Source organism: Candidatus Saccharibacteria bacterium oral taxon 488 (genome assembly GCA_010202465.1).
GTDB lineage: Bacteria > Patescibacteriota > Saccharimonadia > Saccharimonadales > Saccharimonadaceae > Nanosynbacter.
The window spans coordinates 555029-573348 of sequence record CP047919.1; the positions used below are offsets into that span (position 1 = coordinate 555029).

At 51.7% G+C, this 18320-nt stretch carries 18 protein-coding genes and 1 pseudogene; 3 read left to right on the forward strand and 16 right to left on the reverse strand.

Going from position 1 to position 18320, the window contains the following annotated elements; all coding sequences use genetic code 11:
- Positions 1 to 7: 7 nt before the first annotated feature.
- Entirely contained in the window at positions 8 to 745 is a 738-nt protein-coding gene (locus GWK76_03030; protein ID QHU92270.1) for a phosphohydrolase, read from the reverse strand.
- A gap of 78 nt (positions 746 to 823) precedes the next feature.
- Between GWK76_03030 and GWK76_03035 the strand changes: the two genes are divergently transcribed.
- On the forward strand, positions 824 to 2242 hold the full coding sequence (locus tag GWK76_03035) for a threonine/serine exporter family protein (GenBank protein ID QHU92271.1): 1419 nt from the start codon (positions 824 to 826) through the stop codon (positions 2240 to 2242).
- A 14-nt stretch (positions 2243 to 2256) separates the two neighbouring features.
- Here GWK76_03035 and dnaE read toward each other — a convergent pair whose 3' ends face one another.
- From dnaE to uvrB, 12 genes and pseudogenes are all read right to left on the reverse strand, one after another.
- Entirely contained in the window at positions 2257 to 6024 is a 3768-nt protein-coding gene (gene dnaE, locus GWK76_03040; protein QHU92272.1) for a DNA polymerase III subunit alpha, read from the reverse strand.
- A 55-nt stretch (positions 6025 to 6079) separates the two neighbouring features.
- Positions 6080 to 6424: a hypothetical protein gene (locus tag GWK76_03045; GenBank protein QHU92273.1), complete on the reverse strand. Its 345-nt coding sequence runs from the start codon at positions 6422 to 6424 to the stop codon at positions 6080 to 6082.
- Positions 6411 to 7319: an NTP transferase domain-containing protein gene (locus GWK76_03050; GenBank protein ID QHU92274.1), complete on the reverse strand. Its 909-nt coding sequence runs from the start codon at positions 7317 to 7319 to the stop codon at positions 6411 to 6413. The genes GWK76_03045 and GWK76_03050 overlap by 14 nt, the downstream gene beginning before the upstream one ends.
- Positions 7316 to 7888, reverse strand: a complete 573-nt coding sequence (locus GWK76_03055; protein ID QHU92275.1) for an NUDIX domain-containing protein — start codon at positions 7886 to 7888, stop codon at positions 7316 to 7318. The genes GWK76_03050 and GWK76_03055 overlap by 4 nt, the downstream gene beginning before the upstream one ends.
- Before the next feature lies 1 nt (position 7889).
- Positions 7890 to 9392: an Asp-tRNA(Asn)/Glu-tRNA(Gln) amidotransferase subunit GatB gene (gatB, locus tag GWK76_03060; GenBank protein QHU92276.1), complete on the reverse strand. Its 1503-nt coding sequence runs from the start codon at positions 9390 to 9392 to the stop codon at positions 7890 to 7892.
- Positions 9389 to 9808 (reverse strand): hypothetical protein, encoded by a 420-nt coding sequence (locus GWK76_03065; GenBank protein ID QHU92277.1) that lies wholly within the window; start codon positions 9806 to 9808, stop codon positions 9389 to 9391. Before GWK76_03065 ends, gatB begins: the two co-directional genes overlap by 4 nt.
- Entirely contained in the window at positions 9808 to 11178 is a 1371-nt protein-coding gene (gene gatA, locus GWK76_03070; GenBank protein QHU92278.1) for an Asp-tRNA(Asn)/Glu-tRNA(Gln) amidotransferase subunit GatA, read from the reverse strand. The genes GWK76_03065 and gatA overlap by 1 nt, the downstream gene beginning before the upstream one ends.
- The gene (gene gatC / locus GWK76_03075; protein QHU92279.1) at positions 11178 to 11465 is read right to left on the reverse strand and encodes an Asp-tRNA(Asn)/Glu-tRNA(Gln) amidotransferase subunit GatC; all 288 of its coding nucleotides are present in this window, start codon (positions 11463 to 11465) and stop codon (positions 11178 to 11180) included. The genes gatA and gatC overlap by 1 nt, the downstream gene beginning before the upstream one ends.
- Positions 11466 to 11497: 32 nt before the next feature.
- Positions 11498 to 13351: a hypothetical protein gene (locus GWK76_03080; GenBank protein QHU92280.1), complete on the reverse strand. Its 1854-nt coding sequence runs from the start codon at positions 13349 to 13351 to the stop codon at positions 11498 to 11500.
- The gene (locus GWK76_03085) at positions 13344 to 14189 is read right to left on the reverse strand and encodes a hypothetical protein (protein QHU92281.1); all 846 of its coding nucleotides are present in this window, start codon (positions 14187 to 14189) and stop codon (positions 13344 to 13346) included. Before GWK76_03085 ends, GWK76_03080 begins: the two co-directional genes overlap by 8 nt.
- Positions 14190 to 14220: 31 nt before the next feature.
- Positions 14221 to 14361 carry a hypothetical protein gene (locus GWK76_03090; protein ID QHU92282.1) on the reverse strand — a complete coding sequence of 47 codons (141 nt, stop codon included), beginning with the start codon at positions 14359 to 14361 and terminating at the stop codon, positions 14221 to 14223.
- Position 14362: 1 nt separating this feature from the next.
- A pseudogene (uvrB, locus tag GWK76_03095) lies at positions 14363 to 16128 on the reverse strand (excinuclease ABC subunit UvrB).
- Between the two features lie 145 nt (positions 16129 to 16273).
- On the opposite strand from uvrB, the gene GWK76_03100 reads away from it, so the two are divergent.
- Positions 16274 to 16492, forward strand: coding sequence for a hypothetical protein (locus GWK76_03100; GenBank protein QHU92283.1), 219 nt, complete (start codon positions 16274 to 16276; stop codon positions 16490 to 16492).
- 141 nt (positions 16493 to 16633) lie between these two features.
- Positions 16634 to 16966, forward strand: coding sequence for a hypothetical protein (locus GWK76_03105; GenBank protein QHU92284.1), 333 nt, complete (start codon positions 16634 to 16636; stop codon positions 16964 to 16966).
- Between the two features lie 265 nt (positions 16967 to 17231).
- Here the strand turns inward: GWK76_03105 and GWK76_03110 are convergent, their stop codons facing one another.
- The 3 genes from GWK76_03110 to GWK76_03120 are packed head-to-tail and all read right to left on the reverse strand — an operon-like array spanning position 17232 to position 18307.
- Positions 17232 to 17732 carry a hypothetical protein gene (locus tag GWK76_03110; GenBank protein QHU92285.1) on the reverse strand — a complete coding sequence of 167 codons (501 nt, stop codon included), beginning with the start codon at positions 17730 to 17732 and terminating at the stop codon, positions 17232 to 17234.
- Positions 17733 to 17790: 58 nt separating this feature from the next.
- Positions 17791 to 18168, reverse strand: coding sequence for a hypothetical protein (locus GWK76_03115; protein QHU92286.1), 378 nt, complete (start codon positions 18166 to 18168; stop codon positions 17791 to 17793).
- Positions 18089 to 18307, reverse strand: a complete 219-nt coding sequence (locus tag GWK76_03120; protein ID QHU92287.1) for a hypothetical protein — start codon at positions 18305 to 18307, stop codon at positions 18089 to 18091. Before GWK76_03120 ends, GWK76_03115 begins: the two co-directional genes overlap by 80 nt.
- Positions 18308 to 18320 lie beyond the last annotated feature (13 nt).

Genomic DNA, 18320 nt, shown 5'->3' on the forward strand with positions numbered 1-18320 from the left:
TGTCCGCCTATTGTAAATCATTTGTCTTAGTTATATCAAGTAAATACCCTTCCAAAAACTGACTCCACTCCGGCACATTCTTTTCGCGGAAATAGGCATGAAGGAAATCAACCATAACGTGCTGACGCTTCCTCGCTTCTATTCGCCCCGGCTCCGTCAGCATCAAGCCTTTCAATTTCAGCAACTTCTCAAAAAAGTGATTAATAAAGCCGTCGGTATCATGCGTGTTGCCGTTAATGTCGTATTCTTCCGCCGCTAGATCAACATTTGGCCAAACCGCGGGGTCAAAAATCCGCCCACCGTGATGGCAGGCATACATCAATCCTCGCTCAATCCCAACCGCGCCAATAGCATCGCACATGTCAGCGTCAGACACTAGCTGCCCTGCCAACCGCTGCGGCTGCTGCCCGTCCAGCCGTTTGCCATAACCAATCGCCGCAATATTTTCTAATACCGCCTGGCATAAGTCAGCGGCCACTCCCGCCTCCGCCATACTATTGACCGCGTTCGTCAATTTCTCCGCCTGCGCTTTGCCGACTAATTTGTAATCGTCAATGTCATGCAACCAAGCCGTCAATAGCACTTCGTACAGGTCTACCGGCTCATTACATTCGCTCGCAAAACGTTCCGCCAGCAGTGCCACCCGCTCAACGTGATCATCAGCATGGCCTGATGGGTCGCCGCCTAATATATCACGCACTTTATTTTTTATTGTCTCAAGTTGAGCTATCTGCCGTTCGTCCATAAGCTTATTGTATCACCCATGCAGGTCTCGACCCACTAAACTATTTTCATTTTAGCCAAGAGGCGCTATAGTAGTGATGTGAAAACAGCTGTGAAAAGAAAAGTACCTGAATTTATCAAGCGATCATTAGGGCGCATACCACGACTGCCAGTGCCAGCACCCGTTTGGCAATTAGATAAAATCGACGAAAGCCTGACACCAAATATGCGAGCGCTACGGATGACGATGACAATCGCCGAGGAGCTACTGGCGATGGGGGTGGCTGCTCGGGACGTGGTACATATGGCGCTGGGGATCACTGGCACATACTGCAGGCGACGAGTTCACATTGATGTTAGCTCGACACTCATTACCATGTCCCAAGACCGCGGTACCGAACGTGAACCACTCACCTTAGTGCGGACGATTACCTTAAAATACGTTAATTACCAGACAATTCAGGCATTGCAAAACCTCGCCCTCACAATCCGTGACCATCATTTACCACTGGCCGAAGCTGAAAAACGCACTGAGGAATTATTAGCAGGCCCACGAGAGCACTCGCGCTGGATCGTCTGCCTAGCAGGCGGTAGCGTGTCGATGGGCGTGGTGATTTTATTTAACGGCTCGATCCTGATGAGCGGACTAGCGTTTGTGATGGGCTTCGTGGCGACGGCGACAATGAGGATTCTGGACAAATGGGGTCTCGCAACATTTTACCTGCAAATCATTACCGCACTCCTAATCACCCTGGCGGCGGGCGCTGCCCAGTGGCTAAATGGCTGGCTGGGCTGGCAGGTTGATACAACAATGCTGGTGATCAGCGGTATCGTGTTGTTGGTGGCAGGACTGATGATCGTCGGTGCTTTTCAGGATGCGATTGATGAATATTATGTAACAGCAAATGCCCGACTGCTGCGGGTAACTATGGCGACGATGGGTATTGTTGTCGGTGTAATGACCGGGCTATATATTATTCAGCGATTTGGGATTAGCTTTCCGGCTACACCAGATCGGCTGGGGCTAGCAGCAGACATACGAGCGCAATACTTAGGGGCGCTGATCATTGCTGCAGGTTTCGCGGCCGGCAATCACGCGCGTTTGTTCGGAATGCTGATTGCCGGCGGTGTCGGTGTGTTGGGATGGTGGGTGTCAAGTACGCTAATTGGGTCACTCGGAGTTGTCATCGCCAGCGGTGCCGCAGCAACAGTAGTCGGATTGACAGCGGTACTGGCATCCCGGCTGTGGCGCTTTCCTTCAGTAGCCATTATCGCTGCTGGCATCGTACCGCTGGTGCCGGGCTTGTCGCTCTACAACGGCTTGATGGGTGTGATAGAAAATCCACCAACTGACCCCGAATTTTTATTGTCACTGGCCGTCCTCGCACGAGCCATCATGATCGGCGTGGCCATCGCCATCGGCGCATCGCTTGGTAATATGATCGGCCGACCAGTACGGCGCGGTATGATTCGCTGGTATAATAAGCTCCTGCGACGACGAGAGATAAAAGTTCAATAAAGTACGCTCAAATTTTATTTCAAGACTACACACTCGTCGCCCAGTGCCTGACGCAGCTGACTCATGAGCTGGTCGCCAGCCTCAACACGAAACGGCATGCGCATGGCAGATTTATTGGCCTCACCCAGCACCAACACCACATCAGTCACACCAGTGTATTCGGAGCAGAGTGACTTGAGTGCTACTAGTTTATCATGGTCACTCGGGTTTTTGATATGAAGAAATAGCTTTTCTGTCTCGGGCACGGCGTGCGTGGCTGCTGGACGCGGTGGCGTGTTTGTCGCGTCGGCCGGTGTTGACTTCATGTTCGTCTCTTTCGCTGTCGATACTCGGGCCGTGCCTGCTCGCTGAGTCGTTTGAGTTCGGAACGCTGTACGCCGCTCTTGCTTGACTTTATTACTCATTCTTGGCGCTTCCATTTTACGGCCAGTTGACTGATACTGCCGGAGGTCATCGTCAGAAATCAGTTCAATTTCATCAGCAATCATCTTGCTCTCTGAGCCCAAATTACCATCCCGATCACGGGCTGAGTTTTTGCCGGTCACCCGAATGACAGCGTCCTGGACGAGCTTGGCGCCGACTTGCTCATACAAATTCGGAAAAACGATCACTTCGCCCTCACCAAACTTATCTTCGATCCCGACGAATGCCATCTTGCTGCCTGACTTGGTAACGATGGTGCGCACCGTCGTGATAATACCGCCGATCGTCATCAGGCGACCGTCGTATTCTGGCACCAGCTGCGTTAGTGGCTGGGCCTGCTCACTGAGGTATGTTTCATACGCATCGAGCGGGTGCGCCGAAATATACAGCCCCATCAGCTCGCGCTCCCACATCAGCCGCTCTTTGTTGGTGTGTTTGGCCGGCGCCGGCTGTAGCTGCATCGTTGGCTGAACATCAGCCGACTCATCACCAAGCATACCAAACAGGTCAGTCTGCCCCGACGCGGCCTCTTTCTGAGTCTTTTGAGCAAAGGCGACAATGGTATCAAGATTAAATAATAAATCAGACCGATCACCAAAGCTATCAAAGGCACCAGTTTTGATCAGCGACTCCCAAGCCTTGCGGTTAAACTTGCTGGTCGACACTCGCTTGGCAAAATCTTCGACCGACTTGAACGGGCCATCAGCCTCGCGAGCACGAATAATTTCTTCCACCGCGCCGACACCGACGCCCTTGACCGCTGCCATACCAAAACGAATCTTCTTTTCACCAGGCACCACCGCGAACTCGACAAATGACTCATTAACATCCGGGTTAAGCACTTCAATGCCCATGTGCTTACACTCGGTCATCTCGATGGCCAGGCGCTCGGTGTCGTCCTGATCACTGGTCATCAGCGCCGCCATGAAAGCGTCAGGGTAATGCGCCTTGAGATACGCCGTCCAATAGGCGATCAAGCCATAACACGCCGCGTGACTCTTATTGAAACAGTAGTTAGCAAATTCTTCCAATGCATCCCAAAACTGCTCAGCGATTTCCTTAGTCGCACCACCAACCTTGACCGCGCCTTCGACAAACTCTGGCTTGACCTTTTTCATCAGGTCAATTTTCTTTTTACCGACTGCCTTACGCAGGGTGTCGGCTTGGCCACCGGTAAAGCCACACCACTCTTTGGAAATCTGCATAAACTGCTCCTGATAGACCAAGATGCCGTACGTATTCTTCAGCGAGTTTTCCATACCGGGGTGCAAGTAGGTGATTTCTTCTTCGCCGTGCTTGCGCTTGATGAATGAGTCGATAAACTGCATCGGCCCCGGGCGGTACAACGCCACCATGGCGATGATGTCTTCAAAGACACTCGGCTTGAGATCGCGCAGGTACCGCTTCATGCCAGCCGATTCCAACTGGAACACGCCAGTGGTGTCGCCGCGCTGGAATAATTTGTAGGTTTCTTCATCATCCAGCGGCAGTGTTGATAAATCAATATCCGTTTTGTAGACTTTACGAATAATACGCAGGGCGTTGTTGATGATGGACAAGTTAGACAGACCCAAAAAGTCCATCTTCAGCAGCCCAAGCTCTTCCACCGGGCCCATCGGATACTGCGTTGCCACCACGCCCTTTTGCGCCATCTCGAGCGGCACGTATTTCACCAAATCATCCGGCGCAATCACCACGCCGGCGGCATGCACACCGTGCGAACGAATCGTTCCTTCCAGCTGCGACGCAAAGTCATAAACCGTTTTGGCAGTCGGGTTGGTTTCGTATTCTTTTTTAAGGTCAGGATCTTCCTCGAGCGACTTTTTGATAGGCACATGCCGGCCCTGAACGGGCGGTGGAATGAGCTTGGCCAGCCGGTCCGACTCGCCATATGGTACCTGCAGCACCCGCGCCACGTCACGCACCGAAGCACGCGCCGCCATGGTACCAAAGGTACAGATGTTAGCCACTCGTTCTGGGCCATATTTCTTGGCACAATATTCAATCACCTCACCGCGGCGGGTGTCTTGAATGTCGATATCGATGTCGGGCATGGAAATACGATCCGGGTTAAGGAAGCGCTCAAACAGCAGGTCATAATGCAGCGGATCAAGGTCGGTGATGTTTAGAGCATAGGCGATGATAGAGCCAGCTGCTGAGCCACGCCCCGGGCCAAAAATAATTCCTTGAGATTTGCCCCAGTTGATAAAGTCCTGGACGATCAAAAAGTAGCCGTTATAGCCCATGTTGTCGAGCACGCCGAATTCCATATCTAGTCGCTCTAGCTGCGCCTCTGATAACTTGGCTCGCAGCTGATCATTTGGCAGCTTCTTTGCATCCTCCAGCTTCATACCAGCATACCGTGCTGCCATACCGCTATACACTAGGTGATCCAGATATTCTTTCTCGGACTCACCGTTTGGCGTTGGGAATTTCGGGATGAGAATATCACCAAGTTTAATTTCTACGTCGCACCGATCGGCGATGGCTTTGGTATTGGCAATTGCCTGCGGATTGGTGGTTTGCCACCGCGAAATGATGTCTTCTGGTGTGGTCAAATGCAGCTCAAAGTCCTTCAAGCTCATCCGCTTTTCATCACTCAAATATGCGCCGGTACCAACGCATAGCAGAATCTCATGTGCCTCTTGGTCTTCGTGATTGAGGTAATGGCCGTCGCTGGTCACCACACAGGGAATGTCTAGTTCCTCGCTGATGCGCTCGATGTAATCATTGACTTTTTTCTGCTCCGGCCAGTGACTGCGCGCCTCGGGATGACCGTGATCTTGTAGCTCCATGTAGTAGCGATCACCAAACACCGACTTGTACCAGCCAGCGATTTCCTTGGCCTTTTCATAATCATCATTGCGCAAATTCTCACCCAGCTCACCACCGATACAACCAGACATACAGATGATGCCTTCGTTGTATTGCTCCAGTAGCTCGTGGTCAATGCGCGGCTTGTAATAGACACCTTCGAGGTTAGCGATGGTGCTGAGCTGCATCAGATTTTGATAGCCCTTGTGATTCATGGCCAGTAGCGTCAGGTGATAGCGTGCCTTGTCCTTAGCTGGGTCGCGGTCATGACGAGTGCGGGCTGCCACATAGGTTTCGATACCGATGATTGGCTTGATACCAACATTCTTGGCTGCTTTATAAAACTCAATCGCGCCCGACATCGTGCCGTGGTCAGTAATGGCACAGGCCTCCATACCCAGCTCCTTCACCCGCGCCACCATGTCAGGAATTTTAGTCAGCCCATCCAGAAGCGAATGGTGGGTGTGATTGTGTAGGTGTACGTAATCAGACGGCTGCAACGCGGCCGCGGCTTGGACTGAAGCTGTCGTATGTTTGGTAGCCATTATCTATCACGCCTCCTTGGGCGCCACCTCCTCTTTCTCCACCAAGTATAGCATGTTAGCGCCGGCGCTGCATGGTATCAATCAACTGATTGAGAAAATCCGCCAGCGCTGGAAAGACGTCGGCAAACCGCCCCAGCAGCCAAGCCGACACCATGATCAACACCGTCACACCCACGAGGCTACCCATGCCAAAGAAAAAGCCGCGCCAAAAGTTTATCCAATAGATTTGCCGCCGCGATCGATGAAAATCAAAAAACAAGTCTTCAATCATTGCTTGCCGAGCGCCGTTTTCATTGTCACGCTTGATGCGATGAATGGCTCGGCGGGCTACCGAGGGACGTGGGTCGGCGGCCTTCTTGTCCTCATGGCCACTTTCTCTTGACGATTTAGTTGGCGCCATTTTCCTCAAGCCGCTTGACTAGATATTCACGAAGGCTCGCACCAAGCTTCGGATCACGCATGCCAAAATCGATCACTGTCTTGAGATACTCTAGCTTGTCGCCAGTGTCATAGTACATGCCATTGGTAATTTCCACGCCATAAAAACTATGGCCGTCATCAATCATACTCTGCATAATCGGCTGCACTGTAAATTCGCCGTGACCATCAAACGCATGTTTGGCCTTATCGAGATAGGTAAAGAACTCGCCCGGCAGCAGATAGCTACTGACACTCGCGAGATCGGATGGGGCATTAGCTTTGCCTGGTTTTTCAACAATGTTCGTCATCTTGATCACACCGTCAGCAACCTGCTCACCGTTAACCACGCCGTAGCGATCAAATTCAGCATCATCAATAATCTTCTTGCACGATAGCACCGCGCCGTCTAATTTTTGCGCCGCAGTGATCATCTGGCGAAATCGGCTAGGGCTAGCAGCGATAAAGTCATCCGCAAACGTATAAATAACCGGCTCATCACCATTGATCAAATGTGCGGCGCAGGTCAACGGCGTGGCATTGCCGTACGGGCCTTTCTGGCGGATATAGACAAAGTTAGCCATTTCTGACAAATTATTCACGATGTCAATCAGTGGCTGCTTCTTGGCGCCGCCCGCCCGCAGATTGACTAGCAGCTCCTCGTTCGGCCTGTCAAAATGATCCTCAATTGCTCGTTTGTTGGCGCTACCGATGATAATGATATCTTTGATGCCGGCCTCGACTAATTCCTCGACGACGTATTGGATAATCGGCTTGTCGATCAGCGGCATCATTTCTTTTGGCATGGCCTTGGTCTGCGGCAAGAACCGCGTACCGAAGCCGGCGGCAGCGATGATAGCCTTGGTTGGTTTTTTCATGATAGTTCCTCCTGTCGTAGGTTATCTAAATAATCAAACAAAAGCGCGAATGGCCCTGTCACACATAAATTACCCGCCCGAGCGATAGCAAACAACTCTGCCGCTGAAACAAACCGTAGTTCAGCGCCCTGGCTACTTTCAGCTTCATCAAGGTGAATTGTATCCTCATTGTACACGCAATCAGTCGCCAAGTACACTGCAATCTTGATGTTAATGTACGGGCCCTCATAACATTCACCAATATATTCAAAGTGCCCCGGTGTACAACCAGTCTCTTCCACTAGCTCACGCCGCGCCACTGTTTCTACTGATTCGCCCGGCTCCCCGTCACCACCGGGAAAATCATAGAGCCACCTCTCTGGGCCAGCTCGAAACTGATAGGTCATAGCGATCTTGTTATCCGTCGTCACTGCCACCACCAACACTGACACTAACTCCTCAGAAAAGAAGGTTGTAAACTCATGCTGCTCACCATCCTCTGTTTGATACCGCTTGATGACGGCCGAACACTTGAACGCCTCGCCGACTGTTTGCGTGGTGGTTGGTTGAATACGTGTGAATGTTTTCATGCTATAGCCGCTCCCGAATTAGTTTTTGTGCCAAGCTTGGATTGGCCTGACCCTTAGAACGCTTCATGACTTGACCGACGAGATAGCCGATGGCTTTGTCTTTGCCCGAGCGAATATCAGCGATGGATGCCACCGAGGCTGGGTCATTCAATACTTCGTCAACGATGGCTGCGATCACCCCCTCGTCAGACACCTGCAGCAAGTTCTTGATTTGAGCAATCTCACGCGGCCCCTGTTTGAGATATTGTCGGTCGAATAGACTAAGGAAAATCTCTTTGCCACCAGTTGAACTGACCTCGTCATCCTCAACAAGCAGTGATAACTCCGTCAACCGACGCGGCCCAACATGACCCTCATTGATGAGATCCATATCAATTAGATCCTCCGGCGTCGAGGCAAACCAGTTAAAGATCCGCTTGACCAGCCGCTGATATTTTATCTTGTCAACTCCTAGCTCATCAAGGACAGCCTGCTCGTTATGTACCGTCAGCGTCTTGATAGCATCAAGCAATATCGCGAGCGGCTGATGGCCGAGTATCGTCGTAATCACCGAATGATCCAACCCCAGATCAGCCCAACGCTCTCGGCACTCGCCCGGCATCAGTGGCATATGTTCCTGCATACTAGCGATTTCCTCGTCAGTCAACACAATCGGCGGAATGTCCGGATCAGGCATGTAGCGGTAATCCTGCGCGTCCTCTTTCGAGCGCTGTGGAGTGGTGACTTGCTTGTCATCACTCCAGCCGCGGGTTTCCTGAGCTACCTGTTCACCACGCTCCAATAGGTCAACTTGGCGCTTGAACTCGTACTCAGCGGCACGCTCCACGCTACGGAAAGAGTTGAGGTTTTTGACTTCGGCGCGCTTGCCGAGTTCGGTCGCTCCTTTCTTGGCCACCGAAATATTGACATCAAACCGCATATTGCCGTGATACAAATCACCGTGCGTCACACCTGCGTAGACCATCAATTTGTGCAACTCCGAAGCGTACGCTTTGGCCTCCTCGGCAGAATGAATATCCGGTTCAGAAACGATTTCAATCAGCGGCGTACCAGCGCGGTTGAGGTCGACCAACGAGTACCCGTCGTGGTGCGTCAATTTGCCAGCATCCTCTTCCATGTGCGCGTGATGAATTCGCACTCGTTTGAGCGAACCGTCTTCTAGTGGCGCGTCAACATAGCCAGCCAAGATGATCGGCTGGTACATCTGCGAGGTTTGATAGCCCTTTGGCAGGTCAGGGTAGAAATAATGCTTGCGATCAAACCGGCTAACGCGGGCAATCGGCGCATTCAACGCCTTGCCAGCACGCACCGCCAGCTCGACAGCGTGTTTATTCAGCACCGGCAGCATTCCTGGCAGGCCAAAGTCAATCTCGTGCGTTTTTTCGTTCGGCTCAGCGTCGCGAGCGTCGTTATCAGCCGGGCTAAACAGCTTAGTTTTGGTCGCCAGCTGGACGTGGCACTCGATACCAATGGTCATTTCATATTCATCATATACACTCATCATAACGCTCCCAAATCTTTTAATGCTTGCTCAAATGCGGCCATTGCCCGCTTGAATGTCTGGGTGGTGATGGTGACTCGACTTTCGTGGGCAATTTGATTACGCAGTTTATGTGCCGACCAAATCGCGTCCTCATGTGTCCACAGACCACGCCGCGCCTTGAGTCGTTCACCCATCGTCGTGCCGCTAACGCCATATTCGCGCATCGCCCGGTCGAGCAGCTTGTCAGCTTTGATAATCGCCATTTGCAGACTGTCGGGGTTGTTTGTATCAGCCACACGCTGCACCGCCTGCCAGACTCTTCGGTATAGTTCCCGGTCGAGCTTCTCTGTTCGCTTCGACGTCAACTGAATAAACAGCATCAATAGGCCACCAATCACCAGCGCCGCTACCACTAGCGCGATCAACAATCCATCCATCAGATGACCCCCACTTCCGCCGCCAGTTTCAGCAGGCTTCCGTCCGAACGGTAATTACCAACTAGCTGCACGCCGATCGGTAATCCTTCGTCATTATTTCCAGCTGGCACAGAAATTGCTGGCAGTCCGGCCAGACTGGCCGGCACGGTCATGATATCAGACAGATACATCTTGATCGGATCACTAGTGTTCTCGCCAAGCTTGAATGCCGGCGTTGGTGCCGTCGGCGTCAGCAGCGCATCGTACTCAGTAAACAATTCCTTGAACTCGTTGATGAGCAGCGTGCGCGCTTTTTGCGCCTGCATATAATAAGCGTCAAAAAAGCCGCTCGACAACACGAAGCTACCGATCATAATCCGCCGCTTATTCTCCGTCATAAAACCTTCGTTACGGCTGCGGCCGTACAATTCCGCCAGCGTTTTTACCTCGGCCGCTCGGTGACCATAACGCACGCCATCATAGCGCGCTAGATTTGACGACAACTCTGCCGGCACAATAATATAGTACATCGCCAGCGAATATTGCATCATACTCAGACCTACTTCTTCAATTTCATAGCCCAGCTGTTTTAATTTTTCAGCATAATCAAGAGTTTTCTGGCGAACTGCCGCGTCCACATCGTCAGTCATACATTGCTTAACCAAGCCAATCTTTTTCTTTCTAAAGCCTGGCTGGTTCCGCCAAAAGTCAGGCAGCGTCGTCGTATCCTTGTCGTCGCGGCCCGCCATAATTTCCATCACCACATTAGCGTCATCAGCGTTCGTGGCGAAACAACCAATGGTGTCCGTACTCGAGGCCATGGCTACCACACCGTAACGGCTGACTGCGCCGTAGGTTGGCTTGACACCGACCACACCGTTAAAACTGGCTGGCTGGCGAATTGACCCGCCAGTGTCGGTACCCAACGCAAACGGCACCACATCAAGCGCCGTCACCACCGCCGAGCCGCCTGACGAACCGCCGGCTACCCGAGTTTTATCCGTAGCGTTTTTGGTCGGACCAAAGGCTGAATTTTCCGTCGAACCGCCGTGAGCAAAGGCATCCAAGTTCGCCTTGCCGATGCAAATTGCGCCTTCAGCCTCTAGTTTTTCAACGGCCGTGGCCTGCAATGGTGCGTTAAAATTCTCGAGCATCTTCGAGGCAGCAGTCGTCGGCGCTCCAAAGGCCAAGAAATTGTCTTTCACCACAAACGGCACACCAGCCAGCCGGCCAGAAATCTCACCCTTATCCACCAGTTCGGCACGCTCCAGCGCCCGCTCTTCCGCTAAACTGAGTAGTGCATGGTATTCTTCAATGTCGCGCGCCCGCCGCAGTGTTTCTTTAACATTTTCGACCGCACTTTTTCCGGCAAAATCACTAATCTGGCTCATCACAGCACCTGCGGCACTTTCACTTGATTGTTCTGCTTTTCAGGCGCCAGCTCAAGCAACTCGTCTCGAGAAATCCCTGACTGGACCTCATCTTCGCGCCAGACATTCGCCAGCCCCGTTACTTGATAGGTCGGCTCTACGCCAGCTGTGTCAAGCTTACTCAGCTGCTCAATGTAGCTAATTATGTTTTCCAAATCCTGGCGCAGTCCATCAACTTCATCATCGGCTAATGCCAGACTACTCAAACTCGCCAGGTGCTGAATGTCACTGGTAGAAATAGTTGTCATGCAGTTTATTATAGCACTGTCTCGAGGAAAATCTAATAACTTAGCAGTCGCGGCGAATGGAGCGTCACCATCTGTGGTAGGCCATATCTACTGATCCCAGAACCAAGCGATAACCCACCGCGGTTCCAGCCGATAGCTGCCGCCGTTGCTGCATCGGTTGCCGCATTTGGTGCGTCTGGTCGTTCAATATAACTAATCTTGTTGGCACCACGATCTGCCACATATACTCGACCATCCGGGCCACGTAAAACTTGTCCGCCGCCATCGCCACCAAAGCCAGGACCCATCCAGCTAGGTTGATTCGGCACTGACGAGTTTGGTAGAGAGTCGGCAACCGCACAGTCCCTGAAATGCTCACAGCTAGTGAAGCCGATGAATCGCTCGCTCGCTTTAATAGTGCTACTATTACGACTTGTTATATCATAGCGGAATAATTCACCAATATACAACTTCGAGACGTAGACGTGGTCACCATTTGGCGAGAAATCAGCAGCATATCCTAAGCTACTGTCAAGTGGGTTGTTGTTATGCACGCCAACTGACCAGTGAGCTATTGGTGTCATATTGGTATCAGCCCCAGATATATCAAATACGTGTAATACTCCAGCGTTACCATTACGATTTGGACAGGCACTACCACCCATAAACACTAACATTTTGGTAGCCTCGTTGTTAAAGTTAATCGAGCCGAATCCCGTTCGTGAAGGGCTTGATGGATTTGGTTGCACGATACACGGCTGAGCCGGGCCAGACGGTACATTATACACTGCTGCATTTGGCGTCTGAATAGTTGCTCCGTTGTCAGTCGAGAAAATATTGAAGGCATAGACTTGATTCGGTGAACCCGGCCGATAGGTATACACCACCGCACCATTTCCCGCATTATTCGGCACGGCATTCATCGCCTCGCCAGAATAGTTGCGCGAAAAACTGCCCGCCATGCCAATAGACATGTTCTTTTTCGTCACTCGTCCGAGTGGATCATTGGTAAAATCAACGACGTGGTAGTATAGCGTGCCGAATTTTGCCCGCTCACGACCATTTGCCGAGTTTGATACTACGAGATATTTAGACTCTTCCTTATTGATCGGGAAAGCAACCACCGCCTGCGTACCAGTACGCGAACCGCATAATCCCTGTGGTGATTCACTATAGTATGCTGTTTGACCATCGTCACATGTTGGATTGCCATCGGGAGCCGAGCTATCAACCTGCATAATATTCCGTGCCGAGTTCCAGATACGAAGTCCGTCAGAGTAGAATTTCAAATTACCATTACGATCGGAAATCGTCGTTAGACCCTCATGGGATGGGCCACTTGAGTGTGTTGGATGAGGGTGTGGAGTCGGTTTATTTGACCCGCCCACACCGAAATCGAGACAGACTGACCCGCCGATACACCACCAGCGCTTACTGGCGCGCGTTCCCTTAAAATCAACTTCCGGGATAGCTTGCTGGCGTGAATTGTAAATATAGGTTTTATACGGGCGGCCATCAGATTTTCGAATCAACTCAAGGTAACCCTTGACATCAGCACGCCGCGGGTTAGTTGTTGAGGTGTATTCACCAATAAAATACGAACGTAATTTGTCATTACGAAATACGTCAATCGCCGTACCATTGCCGCGGCAATCGGTACCTGGACGCACGCCCGAGGCAATGGCGCTGTCATGACCACGACTGATACATTCATTCATCCGCACCACGCCGGCCTCAGCCGCTTCACGCGCCAGCTGATTATAATACTGCTCCATCAAGGCATTAGCTGCTGCCGACGCCAGCTGGAGACCAGCTAGCAAGATCAGCAGCAGCATAATGCTCGCCACAAGGACGGTCGGCAACACAAACCCACCGTCCTTATCCCACCCAGATGTCTTATTAGTCACATCCGACTCCGTATTTATCGCACATCGTCGAACGAACATTGCGCTGTACATTGGTTTTAGTGTATGTGGACCCAGTATCGTGCACCTGAACGGCTACCGTGATAGCTCCAGCAATCAGCACCACCCCTGTTGCGCCCAACAGGATCAGAGACATCGTCTTAGATGTGTTGCGGCCAGAGATAATCCCCTTAAGCATCCACAGCGTCGCACCGATTACTCCTAGCCCTAGGAGATATGGTACAAACTCACCGAGATACAGCGCGCCATACACTGTACCAGCGTCACCAGCGCCGACAAATAGTAGCGAGCTGATGAGGACTGTTACTAACTTTGCCGTCAGTACAATTGCTGGAATTACCAAAGCACCAAATGCACCATATGTTACTACTTTATACGCCGTACTACTGGTGTAGCTGTCACGATCTGGAATAGCCCGTGAGACGCGACCAAATGTGATGAGCGCAACGATTGCAAACAGTGTTGCCAATACACCCGCCATCACTATACCCGTTCCCGGCGTTACCATGTTTATCGATAATATATCGGCCAGCCAACCGCCAATCGAAGTTATCGTCGTTGTCGTTGCACCATTAACCTTTGCCCAAGCAGTAAACAACGACCCCAGTACTTGCGCAAACAATACCGCCGATACGACCGTCGATACCATTGCTAGTAAATACTCAAATGTCAGCCATTTTGCCTTACCGCGATCCGGATCGGTAGCAGCCTGGGGATAGTACGCTGTCGGTTGTGGAGCATATTGTGGAACTGGTGGAGCGCCCGTGTCCTGTACCGGCTGCACCATCTCTGGTGTTGATGCTGTTTTCTTTTGTGTCATAATTATTACCTCCGCTTATGCTAACCTCATTCTACATGGTCTGGCGAATTTCTGCAATCAAATCGCGCAGCTGAGCGGCTTTTTCAAACTCCAGATTAGCACTATGGAGTTCCATTTGACCAGTCAGCTCCTTGACCAGCGTTGGATATTCGTCCTTTGGAATCTTCTTCAAATCAAGCTTCGGCTTTTGTCCGATTCTTTTTGCGGGATGATGGAGCGCAGCCATCGTCAATCTTCTTCTGGATGGTTTGCGGCGTGATGCCGTGCGCTTCGTTATATTGCTGCTGAATGTGCCGCCGACGATTGGTCTCATCAATCGCTCGGCGCATGCTGTCAGTTACGTTATCGCCATACATCAGCACCCGCCGTCCACGTGCCGCGCCGCCCGGCCAATCGTCTGAATCAGTGCTGTTCACTACGCAAGAAACCTTCTTTATCGGCGTCCATAATCGCCACCAGGCTGACTTCTGGCAGATCCAACCCCTCGCGCAGCAGATTGATACCAACCAAGACATCGTACGTCCCCAGTCGCAGATCTTTCAAGATATCGCCGCGTTCCAGTGTGTCAATCTCACTGTGTAGATACGCCGTTTTCACGCCATTGTCGGTCAAATAAGCGCTTAAGTCCTCGGCCATGCGCTTGGTCAAGGTGGTCACCAATACGCGATGGCCCTTGGCGATAGTCTGGCGAATCTCCTCCATCAAATCATCAACCTGCCCTCAGTCGGCCGCACCTCAATTGGCGGATCAAGCAACCCGGTCGGCCGAATCAACTGCTCAGCCGGCTTTGGCGAATGAGCAATTTCATAGTCGCCCGGCGTAGCCGACACATAAATCGCCTGATGAATATGCTGATCAAACTCATCAAACCTCAGCGGACGGTTATCTAACGCACTCGGCAGACGAAACCCGTGCTCCACCAACACTTCCTTACGCGCCCGATCGCCGTTATACATACCGCGGACTTGGGGCAAGGTCATATGTGACTCATCGACCAGCAGCAGCCAATCGTCCGGAAAATAATCAATCAAGGTCGCTGGTTGCTCGCCCGGCTCGCGGTCAGTCAAATAGCGCGAATAATTCTCAATGCCTTTGACAAAACCAGTTTCTTTGAGCATCTCCAGGTCATATTTGGTGCGTTGACTGAGGCGCTGTGCCTCCAGTAACTTATCGTGTGATTCAAACCACTTCAGCCGCTCGTCAAACTCCTTTTCGATGCCAATGATGGCTTTTTCAATCGTTCACGCGGCGTCGAATAGTGACTAGACGGGAAAATCGTCAGTTGCTTTGGCTGATCCAAAATCTCGCCCGTCAGCGGATCAATTCGCGTGAGTCTCTCAACTTCATCGCCAAAAAATTCCACCCGCACCGCCGTGTCCTGCCCAGCCGGGAAAATATCCACCACATCGCCGCGCACCCTGAAAGTGCCGCGTGCAAAATCAATGTCATTACGTTATACTGAATGTCAGTTAGTAAGCGAATAAACTTATCCTGAACCCGCCGCTCGCCGACCGTCAATTGGAATGGCCATGTCAGCATACGTCTCTGGCGAACCGATGCCATAAATACAGGACACGCTGGCCACAATGATCACATCGCGCCGCGTTAGCAGCGCCGACGTTGCGGCATGCCGCAGCCGATCGATTTCATCATTGATCTTCGAGTCTTTCTCAATGTAGGTATCGCTACTGGCAATGTAAGCCTCTGGCTGATAATAATCAAAATAGCTGACGAAATAATGGACTTCATTGTCTGGGAAGAACTCCTTAAACTCAGAGAATAGCTGCGCCGCCAAAGTTTTGTTGTGCGCCAGTATCAACGTCGGTACATTAGCTTGGGCAATGATATTCGCCATAGTAAACGTCTTACCCGAACCGGTCACGCCCAATAGAGTTTGCTCGCGCTCGCCCCGCTCCAAACCGTTCACCAACTGAGCAATCGCCGTCGGCTGGTCGCCGGTCGGCCGATAGTTGGAGACGAGATTAAAGGCACCATGTCGTTACTATTGTAGCATTATTGACAAATAACAACTTTTCATGATATAGTTAACCAGTTATTAGCTATAAAACAAAAAGGGCACTTCAATGACTCCACAACATACATGTATTCCGCGCGATGTGCAGCTACAGGCGGCGATGTTCCGCCTCGGCAAGATGGAAGATGAAATTCAGAGCGGCTACGAGATCCTCCGGAAATATCAGAAAACAATAACCATCTTTTGCTCGGCGCGCACCGATCCAAATAGTGCTTATTATCACGCTGCAAAAGAAACAGCTGAACGGCTGGTATTGTTGTCGGTGTAATGACCGGGCTATATATTATTCAGCGATTTGGGATTAGCTTTCCGGCTACACCAGATCGGCTGGGGCTAGCAGCAGACATACGCGCAATACTTAGGGGCGCTGATCATTGCTGCAGGTTTCGCGGCCGGCAATCACGCGCGTTTGTTCGGAATGCTGATTGCCGGCGGTGTCGGTGTGTTGGGATGGTGGGTGTCAAGTACGCTAATTGGGTCACTCGGAGTTGTCATCGCCAGCGGTGCCGCAGCAACAGTAGTCGGATTGACAGCGTACTGCATCCCGGCTGTGGCGCTTTCCTTCAGTAGCCATTATCGCTGCTGGCATCGTACCGCTGGTGCCGGGCTGTCGCTCTACAACGGCTTGATGGGTGTGATAGAAAATCCACCAACTGACCCCGAATTTTTTATTGTCACTGGCCGTCCTCGCACGAGCCATCATGATCGGCGTGGCCATCGCCATCGGCGCATCGCTTGGTAATATGATCGGCCGACCAGTACGGCGCGGTATGATTCGCTGGTATAATAAGCTCCTGCGACGACGAGAGATAAAAGTTCAATAAAGTACGCTCAAATTTATTTCAAGACTACACACTCGTCGCCCAGTGCCTGACGCAGCTGACTCATGAGCTGGTCGCCAGCCTCAACACGAAACGGCATGCGCATGGCAGATTTATTGGCCTCACCCAGCACCAACACCACATCAGTCACACCAGTGTATTCGGAGCAGAGTGACTTGAGTGCTACTAGTTTATCATGGTCACTCGGGTTTTTGATATGAAGAAATAGCTTTTCTGTCTCGGGCACGGCGTGCGTGGCTGCTGGACGCGTGGCGTGTTTGTCGCGTCGGCCGGTGTTGACTTCATGTTCGTCTCTTTCGCTGTCGATACTCGGGCCGTGCCTGCTCGCTGAGTCGTTTGAGTTCGGAACGCTGTACGCCGCTCTTGCTTGACTTTATTACTCATTCTTGGCGCTTCCATTTTACGGCCAGTTGACTGATACTGCCGGAGGTCATCGTCAGAAATCAGTTCAATTTCATCAGCAATCATCTTGCTCTCTGAGCCCAAATTACCATCCCGATCACGGGCTGAGTTTTTGCCGGTCACCCGAATGACAGCGTCCTGGACGAGCTTGGCGCCGACTTGCTCATACAAATTCGGAAAAACGATCACTTCGCCCTCACCAAACTTATCTTCGATCCCGACGAATGCCATCTTGCTGCCTGACTTGGTAACGATGGTGCGCACCGTCGTGATAATACGCCGATCGTCATCAGGCGACCGTCGTATTCTGGCACCAGCTGCGTTAGTGGCTGGGCCTGCTCACTGAGGTATGTTTCATACGCATCGAGCGGGTGCGCCGAAATATACAGCCCATCAGCTCGCGCTCCCACATCAGCCGCTCTTTGTTGGTGTGTTTGGCCGGCGCCGGCTGTAGCTGCATCGTTGGCTGAACATCAGCCGACTCATCACCAAGCATACCAAACAGGTCAGTCTGCCCCGACGCGGCCTCTTTCTGAGTCTTTTGAGCAAAGGCGACAATGGTATCAAGATTAAATAATAAATCAGACCGATCACCAAAGCTATCAAAGCACCAGTTTTGATCAGCGACTCCAAGCCTTGCGGTTAAACTTGCTGGTCGACACTCGCTTGGCAAAATCTTCGACCGACTTGAACGGGCCATCAGCCTCGCGAGCACGAATAATTTCTTCCACCGCGCCGACACCGACGCCCTTGACCGCTGCCATACCAAAACGAATCTTCTTTTCACCAGGCACCACCGCGAACTCGACAAATGACTCATTAACATCCGGGTTAAGCACTTCAATGCCATGT

Bases quoted from the DNA above. Each gene is read 5' to 3' on its own strand.
- GWK76_03045 (QHU92273.1), bottom strand. From the start codon at position 6,424: ATGGCGCCAACTAAATCGTCAAGAGAAAGTGGCCATGAGGACAAGAAG.
- GWK76_03055 (QHU92275.1), bottom strand. From the start codon at position 7,888: ATGAAAACATTCACACGTATTCAACCAACCACCACGCAAACAGTCGGC.
- GWK76_03065 (QHU92277.1), bottom strand. From the start codon at position 9,808: ATGGATGGATTGTTGATCGCGCTAGTGGTAGCGGCGCTGGTGATTGGT.
- dnaE (QHU92272.1), bottom strand. From the start codon at position 6,024: ATGGCTACCAAACATACGACAGCTTCAGTCCAAGCCGCGGCCGCGTTG.
- gatA (QHU92278.1), bottom strand. From the start codon at position 11,178: ATGAGCCAGATTAGTGATTTTGCCGGAAAAAGTGCGGTCGAAAATGTT.
- GWK76_03085 (QHU92281.1), bottom strand. From the start codon at position 14,189: ATGACACAAAAGAAAACAGCATCAACACCAGAGATGGTGCAGCCGGTA.
- GWK76_03100 (QHU92283.1), top strand. From the start codon at position 16,274: ATGACTCCACAACATACATGTATTCCGCGCGATGTGCAGCTACAGGCG.
- GWK76_03030 (QHU92270.1), bottom strand. From the start codon at position 745: ATGGACGAACGGCAGATAGCTCAACTTGAGACAATAAAAAATAAAGTG.
- gatC (QHU92279.1), bottom strand. From the start codon at position 11,465: ATGACAACTATTTCTACCAGTGACATTCAGCACCTGGCGAGTTTGAGT.
- GWK76_03115 (QHU92286.1), bottom strand. From the start codon at position 18,168: ATGGCCCGTTCAAGTCGGTCGAAGATTTTGCCAAGCGAGTGTCGACCA.
- gatB (QHU92276.1), bottom strand. From the start codon at position 9,392: ATGATGAGTGTATATGATGAATATGAAATGACCATTGGTATCGAGTGC.
- GWK76_03050 (QHU92274.1), bottom strand. From the start codon at position 7,319: ATGAAAAAACCAACCAAGGCTATCATCGCTGCCGCCGGCTTCGGTACG.